Raw genomic sequence first — 11,175 nt, 5'->3', positions numbered from 1 at the left:
GGCGGCGGTCCCGGTGGCGGCGACGGTACGCGTCACCTCGCCCAGCACATCGGCCCGCAGCAGCGGCACGAGTCCGCCGGCCAGCAGCTCCGACTGCCCTTCCACGGACGGGTAGTTGAGCTCCAGGTTGACGACCGCCGCGGTCGCCGGCTCGGCGAGGGCCCGCCCCGACGGCACCGGCGCCGCCCGTACGAAGGTGCCGCGCCCGACCTCCCCGACGACCAGGCCCCGCCGCACCAACTCCCCGTACACGCGCCCGGCGGTGGACCCCGCGATGCGCCGCCGCTTCGCGAACACCCGCTGCGGCGGCAGCCGTTCACCGGCCTTCAGCCGCCCCGTGAGGATCTCCTCGGCCAGCCGGTCGGCGATCCGCCGGTAGTCCTCCACGCCCACCCCTTCCTGGATTGCACCGAGGGCAAAGATCTTATTGCACCGAGGAGTTCCCGGAATCTAAGGTCCTGAACATGGCTCCCTTCCTCCTGTACGAGGACAAAGGCGCGCATGCCTCAACCTCCGTGCCCCTCGTCCTGATCCACGGCCACCCCTTCGACCGCACCATGTGGGCCCCGCAGGTGGCCGCCTTCTCCCCGGACCGCCGGGTGATCGCCCCTGACCTGCGCGGTTACGGCAGGTCCCCGGTGGTTCCCGGGCTGACCCCGCTCGCCACGTTCGCCGAGGACATCGCGGCCCTCCTCGACGACCTGGGCGTACGCGAGTTCGCGCTGGCCGGTCTTTCCATGGGCGGCCAGATCGTCATGGAGTGCTACCGGCAGTTCCCCGAGCGCGTCCGGGCGCTGGTCCTGGCGGACACCTTCCCGGCGGCCGAGACCCCGGCCGGCCGGAAGTCCCGCAACGACATGGCCGACCGTCTGCTCCGCGAGGGCATGCGGCCGTACGCCGACGAGGTCCTGCACAGGATGGTGGCCCCGTACGCCCACCCGGACGTGGCGGCCCATGTGCACCGCATGATGACCTCCACGTCCCCCGAGGGCGCGGCTGCCGCCCTGCGGGGGCGGGCGGAGCGCCCCGACTATCGCGAACTGCTGACCCGCGTCACCGTTCCGACGCTGGTGGTGGTCGGCGAGGACGACGAGTACACGCCCGTGGCGGACGCGCGGGCCATGCACACGGCGATCCCGGGCTCCACGCTCCAGGTCGTCCCGCGCGCCGCCCACATGCCGAACCTGGAACAGCCGGAGCAGTTCAACGCGGCTCTGGCCGCGCTTCTGCGTCGTCTTTGAGTGCGGGAAAGGGGGGCCGAGAGAACAGGGGCGCAGCCCCGTTCTTTCAGGGGCACGGGGAACTGCGCGACCGGCACAAGCGGACCCGCACCCGTCGACAGTCCTCAACCGTCCCCCCACATACCCCGTCTTTGAGGGAGGATCCAGCAACCGGAAGGGGGCGAATTTGCGCGGCGCAACGGCTGAGGCGGACGAGTGGACGGACGACGCCCCGGTGTCCCGCCACGGCGGAGGCCGGGCCGGCACCTGGTTCGCCGCACTCCTGCTCGCCGGCGTGAGCACAGTCGTCGGGTGCCGCGTCGCGGACACCGACGGCATCACCCCCGTACCCCAGTTGCTCGCGTTCCTGCCCTGGCTCCTCGCCCCCACCACCGTCGCCCTCCTCTTCGCAGCCTTCACCCGCTGGCGCCTCGGCCTGGTCTGGAGCCTGGCCGTGCTCGCCGCGCTCGCCTGGTACATCGAGCCGTACGGAAAGACGTCGCAGCCCAAGGGCGCCCCGGTCGCCGAACTCCGCGTACTCACCTCGAACGTCGAGTTCGGCCAGGCCACGGACGAACTGATCGACGCGATCAGGGAGCAGCGACCCGACCTCGTCTTCGTCCAGGAATGCGAGTACGGGTGCGAGGAGAAGCTGGAGCAGGCCTTCGGAAAGGGCAACAGCAAAGGGGACAAGGGCTCCTACCCCTATCGGCAGGCGGTCGAGGGCGCGGGCTCCGACGGTTCGGTGATCCTCAGCCGCCATCCCCTCAAGCCCGCCGCGGGCATTCCCGCGACCATGGGCATGCCCGGTGCCACGGCCGATGTGAACGGCCACGAGATCCGGCTCCAGCTGGCCCATCCCATGCCCCCGCTGCCGACAGAGCTGTCCACCTGGCGCGAGGAACTGTCCGACCTCCGCGACTACGCGGCCACGAACCGCACCCGGCCGACCGTGCTCGCGGGCGACTTCAACGCCTCCCAGGACCACGCGGCCTTCCGCCGCATCCTGGACGCCGGGTTCGCGGACGCCGCCCGCCTCACCGGCGACGCCCGCACACCGAGCTGGCCGGCCAGAACGGCCCCGCCCCTGGGCGCCCAGATCGACCACGTCCTCGTGTCCCGGGACTTCGCGGCGAACAGGGCCCGCTTCCTGGACCTCGGGAACACGGACCACCGGACGCTCGTCGTGGACCTGACCCTCTTCAAGAGCCCATAGCGGCAGGGGCGGACAAACAGGCAGGGCAAGTCAAGGCAAGACAGGGCATAGCAGGGCAGGGCTGAAAAGGCGACGCGGGCCGCCCCTGTGCAGGAGGGACGGCCCACGTCAGTGGGGGGTGGGTGGTACATCCAGGGGGACCTACCGGTCCTGGTTCACCTTCGCCAGTGCCTTCGCGAGACCGTTGACCCACAGCTGGTCGACGCGGGCCCGCTCGGCCGCGTTCGGGTTCGCGTTCGTGCAGGACGTGCCGGGGCCGCCGCCGGACATCAGCTCGCTGCAGGGCCCGGTGTAGTGGTCGGGGAGCCCGAGCACGTGCCCGGTCTCGTGGGCGGTCACGCGCGTGGAGTCGTACTGCTCGTTCTGCGCGTAGTCGAGGAAGATGTAGCCGCTGCCGTGCCCGTCCGTGGAGGCGTACGAACCGCGGGAGTCGTTGCCCTCGCGGTACGTGAAGTCGGCGTTGGAGCCGGACTGGAGCTTCACGTTCGAGACGGAGCTGTTCCAGATCTGGGTGCTGCGGGCTATCTCGGCACTGAAGGAGGGCGCGGAAGAGGCGTTGTAGACGACGGTGACGGCGGCGGCCTTCGGGTTCGCGGCGCGCTTCTCGGCCACGGACTTCAGCACCGCGTCGAAGAACGCCTTGTTGGCCTTGGTCTCCTCGCCGGAACCGTTGTAGCCCGCGAAGGGGGCGGCCGGGGCGACGGGCGCGGGCGCCGCGGAGGCCGGTACGGCCCCGAGCACGGCGGCCGTGAGGCCGAGCCCGACCGCGGCCGAGAGAACGGGTGTGGACAGACGGGTGGACAGTCGCATCGATGACTCCTTGAGTGGGGGGTGAAGTCGTCATCGGTGAGTGTCTGTGTCTGTGGGACAGCTGTGATGATGGCAATCGGAGATAGGACTCAGCTATCCCCCGGTCAGAAACGATCACCAACGGTCGAGTACTGATCATTTACCGATCCGCATCCAACCCAACTCGCCCCCTTCGGTTGTGGTTTGTGCGTCTGGTGCGGCTCGTGTGACCGTCCTAGGCTCACCGCATGGAGCTCGAGGTGAGGCACCTCCGCGCACTGTGCGCCATCGCCGACACCGGCAGCCTGCACCGGGCGGCCCGGCAACTCGGCGTGGCCCAGCCCTCGTTGAGCACCCAGCTCAAGCGCATCGAGCAGGAGCTCGGCGGCCCGCTCTTCCTCCGCGAACGCACCGGCTGCCGGCCGACCCCGCTCGGCCGTATCGTCCTGGGCCGCGCCCGCCCGCTGGTGGCCGAAATGCGCGCCCTGGTCGCGGAGGCGCGGGCCGCCGCGACGGACGACGACGGCCCCCAGCTCCGGATCGGGTCCACCGCGAGCCGCGCCCTCGCGGGCTGGCTGCGCCGGCTGCGCGCGCGGCAGCGGGAGCCGGTCCTCCAGATGGACGTCTCCCCGAACGCGCTGCTGCGCATGCTCGCCGACGGCCGCCTCGACGTCGCCTACGTGCACGAGGTGGAGGGCTGTCCGCTGCGGGTGCCGGAGGGGCTGGCCCTGCGCGTCCTGGTCGAACGCGAGCCGCAGTTCGTCTCGCTGCCCGCCGACCATCCGGCCGCCGCGCATACCGAGGTCCAGCTCTCCGACCTGGCCGAGGACCGCTGGATGATCGATCCCACGGTGGACGGCGAGTGGGACGCGGTGCATCGGATGCTGCGGGCCGCGGGGCTCAATCCCCGTGTGCTGCACGGGGATTACCACACGGCCGCGTCACTCGTCTCGACCGGTGAGGTCGTCACGGTGTGCCAGCCGACGTGTCAGCCCGGGCCGGCGATGGCCGTTCGGCGGATCCAGGGGGATCCGCTGGGTGTGCGGCTGATGCTCGCGGCGCGTACGGAGGGGGAGTTGGACTCTGTTTTTCCCGGGCTGTGGGAGGCGTACTCGGAGGTTGCCCGGGAGGCGCCGGGGTATCGGGAGTGGCTGGATCGGGTGGGTGTGTAGGTGCGGGTCGTGTGTCGGGTGCGGGTCGGTCGGGGCTTGGTGCGCAGTTCCCCGCGCCCCTAAAAGCAAAGGGCCAGGGGGTGCCCTCTTCCGAAGAAGGCACCCCCTGTCATCCCTCGTATCAGACGCCGATGTCGCAGCCGTCCTTGCGCCAGACCGCTACCACCGACGGGCGGACGATCTTGCCGGGGCCGTCGGGCCAGATGCTCGCCGGGTTCTCGACGGTCGCGCCGGTGATCTCGCCCGGGTGCTGGACCGCGACGAGGACGCGGCGGTCCTGGACGATGGGGCCGCAGGTCTCGGCGCCCTTCGGCACGGTGAGGAACTGCTTCAGCTCACCGCGGCGGTCGCCCTTCGTCGCCACGCCGAACAGGCCGTCGTGGGAGCCGAGCTGGGCGCCGTCGGTGGAGATCCACAGGTTGCCGTGCGGGTCGAAGGCCACGTTGTCCGGGCAGGAGATCTGGCTGACCTTGTCCTTCGGGTAGCCCGCGAAGTACGTGGCCGGGTCCTTCGGGTCGCCCGCGACGAGGAACAGCGACCAGGCGAACGTCAGGGCGTCGGCGCGGTTGCGGCGCTCGGTGAGCTCCAGGACGTGCCCGTGCTTGTTGGCGTTGCGCGGGTTGGCCTCGTCCGCCTTGGCGTTGGAGCCGACACCGCGGTTGGTGTTGTTGGTGAGAGCGACGTAGACCTTGCCGGAGTGCGGCGAGGGCTGGATGTCCTCCGGGCGGTCCATCTTCGTGGCGCCCACCTTGTCACCGGCGAGGCGCGTGAAGACGTACACCTCCTCGGCGGTCATGCCCTCGACGTGCGAGACGGCGCCCTTGGCGGTGGCGGTGGCCAGCGGGATCCACGTACCGCTGCCGTCGAACTCGCCGTCCGCCGGGAGCTTGCCCGTGCCGTCGATCTCGGTCGCCGGGGAGTCGCCGGTGAGCTTGGCGACGTACAGGGTGCCCTCGTCGAGGAGGGTCAGGTTGTGCTCGCGGGCGGAGCGGCTGTTGCCGTGGCGCATCCGCTTGCTGCCGACGAACTTGTACATGTAGTCGAAGCGCTCGTCGTCACCGGAGTAGGCGACCGGGCGGCCGTCGTCCGTGAGACGGATGGTCGCGCCCTCGTGCTTGAACCGGCCGAGCGCGGTGCGCTTGCGGGGCGTCGAGGTGGGGTCGTACGGGTCCAGCTCGACGATGTAGCCGAAGCGGTGCACCTCGTTCGGCTCCTGGGCGACGTCGAAGCGCTTGTCGAAACGCTCCCACTTGCGCTCGGTGGCGCCGGTGCCGATGCCGTAGCGCGCGTCCGTGGGACGGCTCGCGTTGGCGAAGTACTGGTTGAAGTTCTCCTCGCCGTGCAGCGTCGTGCCCCAGGGGGTCTCGCCGCCGGCGCAGTTGTTGAGCGTGCCGAGGACCTTCTTGCCGGTCGGGTCGGCGGAGGTCTTGAGGAGGCTGGAGCCGGCCGCCGGGCCGGTGACCCGGAACTCGGTGGTCGCGGTGACGCGGCGGTTGAGGTGGTGGCGGGGCACGGCGGTGAGCCTGCCGCTCTTCCGGTCCTCCTCGACCACGACGACGCCCAGACCGTGGGCGGCCCAGGCGATCTCGGCCTGCTCGCGGGTGGGGTTGGCGGGGTCGTATCCCTTGAACATCAGGATTTCGTCCGTGTACTCGTGGTTCGCCACGAGCAGCTGACGGCCGCGCTCGCCCGGCAGCGGGAGCAGGGCGAGGAAGTCGCAGTTGTAGCCGAACTGGCCCGCCTGCGCCTTGGCGGTCTGCTTGTCCGGGTCGAAGGCCGGGGCGCCGCGCAGGATGGGCTCGCCCCAACGGATGACCACGTTCTGGCCGTAGCCCTCGGGGACGGTCACGGCGTCGGCGGTGTTCGGCGCGACGGGCGTGAAGCGCAGGCCGCGGGCGGCCTTGCCGCCGGTGAAGGCGGCGGGCGTGCCCTCGGGTGCCTGGGCGGCGGCCGGGGTCGCGCCCGCGCCGACGACCGCGCCCCCGGCGGCGACGGTGACGGTCACGGCGGCTGCCGCGCGCATCATGGAACGGCGGCCGATCGCTCCGGCGATGACGTCGCCGACGTATTCGTTGGCGCTGGTGTTGGGCGCCGGGTGAAAGCAGGCGTCACCACAGCGGTACCGACAGGTCATCTCGGACCGGCCGCCCGGGTGTGAGCCGGTCGAGCCGATCAACGGCAGCAGGTTGCGCACGTTCCCTCCCCTATGTCTGTGTCCGGCGTGACGCTATGGGCACGCCCGTGCGGGGGCGCAGCCAAGAGGTGAACGGGCGGTGAACCCCCGGCGTCCGCAGGGGAGTCGAGGCAAAGGGAAGGTAAGGGGAACCTAACTTGGAGGCCATAATCGACCCTGCCCAAGATCTCCAAATCCTGCGGCTAACCTTACGTGTCCGTCCTGGCCAGGGATTGACGGAACCAACTCATGCGAAGGGTTGCGCACATGGGCATTCTCACCCGCCTGCGGAATGCGTTCGGAAAGTCACGCAAGGGGGACGCTGCCGCTGCTGCCGCCACCCCTGCCGCCGAGCCGAGCGTGCCGGCGGCCCGACAGGAGACGGCTCCCGAGCCGGTGCCTGCGGCGGCGGCCGAGCCGGAGGCCACCGTGCCGGCCCCGGCCACCGAGCCCAAGGCATCAGTGGTGGACGAACTGGTTTCGGCGGCCTTCGACAATGTGACGGTCCCGAAGCAGGCGTCTCCGACGGCTGAGCAGGAAACGAAGGCCGAGTCGTCCGAAAAGGCCAAGGCCAAGGCCAAGCCGGTTGCTGAGGCCGGCCCGGCGGCAGAGCCTGTGGTTGAGGCGGAGCCGGTGGCAGAGCCGACGACTGGGGCCGAGCCCGTCGCCGAGCCTGTGGCCAAGGCCGAGCCGGTCGTCGAGACCGAACCGGCGGCAGAGGCCGAGCCGGTCGTCGAGACCAAGCCCGAGCCGGAGACGAAGGCCGAGCCGGTGGTGGCAGCCGAGGCTGAGCCGGCAGTCGAGGCCGAGCCTGTACTGGCAGCCGAGGCCGAGCCGGTGGTCGAGGCCAAGGCCGAACCCGTCGTCGAGGCCGAGCCCGTCGTGGGCGCCAAGGCCGAGGCCGAGCCCGTCGTCGAACCCGAGCCGATTGTCGAGCCCGAGGCCGAGGTGAAGCCCGAGCCCGTCGTAGAGGCGGAAGCAGAAGCGGAGACGGAAGCGGAGGTCAAGGCCGAACCCGTGGTCGAGGCCGAGGCCGAGCCGGAGACAAAGGTCGAGGCCGAGCCCGTCGCCGAAGCCGAGCCCGTCATCAAGGCTGAGCCGGTCGCCGAAGCCGAGCCGGTCGCCGAAGCCGAGCCGGTCGCCGAGGCTGAGCCCGTCGTCGAAGCCGAGCCCCAGCCCGAGCCCGTTGTCGCCGACGTGACCCCGGAGCCCGAGCCGGTCGTCGAGCCCGAACCCGAGCTCGTGGTTGCCGAGGTCGCCCCCGAGGCCGAGCCCGTCACCGCGCAGGCGGACGAGCCCGCGGTCGCCGACGGCGAAAGCGTCACGAGCGGTGCGGGTGGGGAAACGGGCGCGGACGAAGGTGAGGCCGAGTCCGAGGGGACGGCCCCCGCCACCACCCTCGCTCAGGTCAAGGACCACGCCCCCGGCCTGCTCACCGCCTACGACGCCGCCACCGCCACCCTCGAAAAGCACAACCTCACCGGCACCCGTGCCAAGGTCTACCTCGTCCTGGACCGCTCCGCGAGCATGCGCCCGTACTACAAGGACGGTTCCGCGCAGGCCCTCGGCGAGCAGACCCTTGCCCTGGCCGCCCACCTGGACCCCACCGCCACGGTCCACGTCGTCTTCTTCTCCACCGAGCTGGACGGCACCGGCGAACTCGCCCTCGCCGACCACGAGAACAAGATCGACGAACTCCACGCGGGCCTCGGCCGCATGGGACGTACGAGCTACCACGCCGCCGTGCAGGAAGTCCTCACCCACCACGAGAAGTCGGACGCCCCCTCGGCCCCGGCCCTCGTGATCTTCCAGACGGACGGCGCCCCGGACGCCAAGACCCCCGCGACCCAGTCCCTCACGGACGCGGCGAAGAACCACCCCGGCGTCTTCTTCTCGTTCGTCGCGTTCGGCGAGCAGGACAACAAGGCCTTCGACTACCTCCGCAAGCTCAAGACGGACAACACCGCCTTCTTCCACGCGGGCCCGACCCCGCGCGAGCTCACGGACACGGAGGTCTACGAGGGCGTACTGGCGAACTGGCGCCCGTAGAACCACGAGCCCCACAGGAACCCAGGAACACCCAGCAGCACCCCCGGGCCGCCCGCCTTCCATCCCTTAAAAGGGGGAGCGGGCGGCCCACCCATGTCGGCTACGATTTCAAGGTTCGTAAGACGGTCGACGATCGAAGCATCACCCACCGAACCGTCACCCCACGTAACGACCCGGGAGCAGCCCGCAATGGCTCGACACCTCATCACCAGCGCCCTTCCGTACATCAACGGGATCAAGCACCTGGGCAACATGGTGGGGTCCATGCTCCCGGCGGACGTGTACGCCAGGTACCTCCGCCAGCGCGGCCACGACGTCCTCTACATCTGCGCGACGGACGAGCACGGCACCCCGGCCGAACTGGCGGCGAAGGAGCGGGGCCTCCCGGTCGACGAGTTCTGCGCCCAGGCCCATGACGCCCAGAAGGCGGTCTACGACGGCTTCGAGCTGGCCTTCGACTACTTCGGCCGCAGCTCCAGCCCGCAGAACCGCGAGATCACCCAGCACTTCGCCCGCCGCCTGAACGAGAACGGCTTCATCGAGGAGCGCGCGATCCGCCAGGTGTACTCCCCGGTGGACGGCCGCTTCCTCCCTGACCGTTACGTGGAGGGCACCTGCCCCCACTGCGGCTACGACAAGGCCCGCGGCGACCAGTGCGAGAACTGCACGCGCGTCCTGGACCCGACCGACCTGATCAACCCCCGCTCGGCGATCTCCGGTTCGACGGAGCTGGAGGTCCGGGAGACGAAGCACCTCTTCCTCCTCCAGTCGAAGCTCCAGCACGAGGTCGAGGAGTGGGTGGCGCGGACCTCCGAAAAGGCTCCGGAGTGGCCGCAGCTGGCCTCCTCCATCGCCCGCAAGTGGCTGACCGAGGGTCTGCACGACCGCGCGATCACCCGTGACCTCGACTGGGGCGTCCCGGTCCCGGCGGACACCTGGCCGGAGCTGGCCGCCGAGGGCAAGGTCTTCTACGTCTGGTTCGACGCCCCGATCGAGTACATCGGCGCGACGAAGGAGTGGTCGGACAAGGACCCGGAGAACCGCGACTGGAAGTCCTGGTGGTACGAGGCGGACACGGGCGAGAACCCGGTCCGCTACACGGAGTTCATGGCGAAGGACAACGTCCCGTTCCACACGGTGATGTTCCCCGCCACGGAGCTGGGCGTCCGCGAGCCGTGGAAGAAGGTCGACTACGTCAAGGCCTTCAACTGGCTGACGTACTACGGCGGAAAGTTCTCCACGTCCCAGAAGCGCGGTGTCTTCACCGACCACGCCCTGGAGATCCTCCCCGCGGACTACTGGCGCTACTTCCTGATCGCCAACGCCCCGGAGTCGGACGACTCGTCCTTCACGTGGGAGCACTTCACGTCCACGGTCAACAAGGACCTGGCGGACACCCTCGGCAACTTCGTCAACCGGGTCCTCTCCTTCTCCAAGAAGCGCTTCGGCGAGGAGGTCCCGGCGGGCGCGGAGGCGGGCGCGCCGGAGACGAAGCTGGGCGAGGAGATCGCGGCCCTGCTCTCGGAGTACGAGACCCAGATGGAGGCCCTCCAGTTCCGCAAGGCCGCGGCGGCCCTGCGCGCCCTGTGGTCGGCCGGCAACTCCTACCTGGAGGAGAAGGCCCCCTGGCTGGAGATCAAGACCAACCCGGACGGCGCGGCCCTCACCCTCCGCGTCGCGATGAACCTCATCCACCTCTACTCGGTCATCTCCGAGCCCTTCATCCCGGCCTCCTCCAAGGCGATGCGCTCGGCGTTCGCCCTGCCCGACGACACGGCGACGTGGGTGACGGCGGCCGAGGCGAAGTCCCTGGCCTTCCTCCCCGCGGGCACGCCCTTCACGGTCCCCCCGGTCCTCTTCGCCAAGATCACGGACGAGGACCTGGAGACGTACAAGGAGCGCTTCGGCGGCGCACCGGAGTAACCGCGGGCACTTACGCACCGGGAGGCGGGGGAGGGACGTCGTACGACGTCCCTCCCCCGCCTCCTATGTCGTCTATGTCGTCGACGTCAGTACGCCGATCTTGTCGATGCGGTGTTCGGGGTTGCCGCGGTCGTCGCGCCAGAAGTTCCCGGCCGCGTTGTCCTCGGGTGTCGCGCACGTCGAGATGGTGATCATGGCCTGGGTGGGGCTCCGGCCCGGGAGGCCCGGTACCGCCGCGCGCTGTTCGGCGAGCGAGCGCTCGGAGCGGAAGGAGGTCTCCCTGGTGCCGGTGATCTCGTACTCGTACACCGTGCCGCCAAAGGTGACGACGACCGAGTCGCCCTTGACCAGGGACGGGAGGTCGCGCAGCGGGCCGCCGGCGGAGAGCCGGTGGGCCGTGACGAGGTAGTTGCCGACCTCGCCGGGCCCGACCCCGCCCTCGCTCCCGTACGGGCTGGCTCCGACGCCGCCGTTCTGGATCCGGGTGCCCGGCCAGTCGTCGGTCGTCCCCTCGTACGGGACGACGCGCAGGTCCTTGAGCCCGATCGCCGGGATGGCGAGTCGGGCGGTCTTGGTCCGGGTGTCGCTCTTCGTCGGAGGTGCCGGGCTCGCGGAGGACGGGGTGGCGGGGGC

The 11,175-nt window shown here is 70.4% G+C and carries 9 protein-coding genes; 5 read left to right on the top strand and 4 right to left on the bottom strand.

Annotation, left to right across the window (positions count from 1 at the left end; translation table 11 throughout):
* Positions 1 to 387: GntR family transcriptional regulator (locus AOK17_RS21820; RefSeq protein ID WP_157881373.1), on the bottom strand; the 387-nt coding region annotated here is incomplete at its 3' end.
* A gap of 77 nt (positions 388 to 464) precedes the next feature.
* Between AOK17_RS21820 and AOK17_RS21815 the strand changes: the two genes are divergently transcribed.
* Together AOK17_RS21815 and AOK17_RS21810 are read left to right on the top strand one after the other, a co-directional pair.
* Positions 465 to 1,241, top strand: a complete 777-nt coding sequence (locus AOK17_RS21815) for an alpha/beta fold hydrolase (RefSeq protein ID WP_055614210.1) — start codon at positions 465 to 467, stop codon at positions 1,239 to 1,241.
* Between the two features lie 166 nt (positions 1,242 to 1,407).
* Entirely contained in the window at positions 1,408 to 2,436 is a 1,029-nt protein-coding gene (locus AOK17_RS21810) for an endonuclease/exonuclease/phosphatase family protein (protein WP_107102467.1), read from the top strand.
* A gap of 141 nt (positions 2,437 to 2,577) precedes the next feature.
* Here AOK17_RS21810 and snpA read toward each other — a convergent pair whose 3' ends face one another.
* Positions 2,578 to 3,246 (bottom strand): snapalysin, encoded by a 669-nt coding sequence (gene snpA, locus AOK17_RS21805; protein ID WP_055614209.1) that lies wholly within the window; start codon positions 3,244 to 3,246, stop codon positions 2,578 to 2,580.
* A gap of 227 nt (positions 3,247 to 3,473) precedes the next feature.
* On the opposite strand from snpA, the gene AOK17_RS21800 reads away from it, so the two are divergent.
* The gene (locus AOK17_RS21800) at positions 3,474 to 4,397 is read left to right on the top strand and encodes a LysR family transcriptional regulator (protein WP_055614208.1); all 924 of its coding nucleotides are present in this window, start codon (positions 3,474 to 3,476) and stop codon (positions 4,395 to 4,397) included.
* A gap of 121 nt (positions 4,398 to 4,518) precedes the next feature.
* Here AOK17_RS21800 and AOK17_RS21795 read toward each other — a convergent pair whose 3' ends face one another.
* Positions 4,519 to 6,591 carry a PhoX family protein gene (locus AOK17_RS21795; protein WP_055614207.1) on the bottom strand — a complete coding sequence of 691 codons (2,073 nt, stop codon included), beginning with the start codon at positions 6,589 to 6,591 and terminating at the stop codon, positions 4,519 to 4,521.
* 246 nt (positions 6,592 to 6,837) lie between these two features.
* Here AOK17_RS21795 and AOK17_RS21790 point away from each other — a divergent pair, with 246 nt between their 5' ends.
* Together AOK17_RS21790 and metG are read left to right on the top strand one after the other, a co-directional pair.
* Positions 6,838 to 8,619 (top strand): VWA domain-containing protein, encoded by a 1,782-nt coding sequence (locus AOK17_RS21790; protein ID WP_055614206.1) that lies wholly within the window; start codon positions 6,838 to 6,840, stop codon positions 8,617 to 8,619.
* Positions 8,620 to 8,808: 189 nt separating this feature from the next.
* Positions 8,809 to 10,542 (top strand): methionine--tRNA ligase, encoded by a 1,734-nt coding sequence (gene metG, locus AOK17_RS21785; RefSeq protein ID WP_055614205.1) that lies wholly within the window; start codon positions 8,809 to 8,811, stop codon positions 10,540 to 10,542.
* 72 nt (positions 10,543 to 10,614) lie between these two features.
* Here the strand turns inward: metG and AOK17_RS21780 are convergent.
* A partial coding sequence (locus AOK17_RS21780; RefSeq protein ID WP_055614204.1) for a class E sortase occupies positions 10,615 to 11,175 on the bottom strand: 561 nt, incomplete at its 5' end.

The sequence above is a fragment of the Streptomyces phaeochromogenes genome (assembly GCF_001418655.1).
GTDB classification, from domain to species: domain Bacteria; phylum Actinomycetota; class Actinomycetes; order Streptomycetales; family Streptomycetaceae; genus Streptomyces; species Streptomyces phaeochromogenes.
The sequence above is the reverse complement of the archived record's forward strand: the minus strand, read 5'-3'. Positions and strand labels throughout refer to the sequence as shown.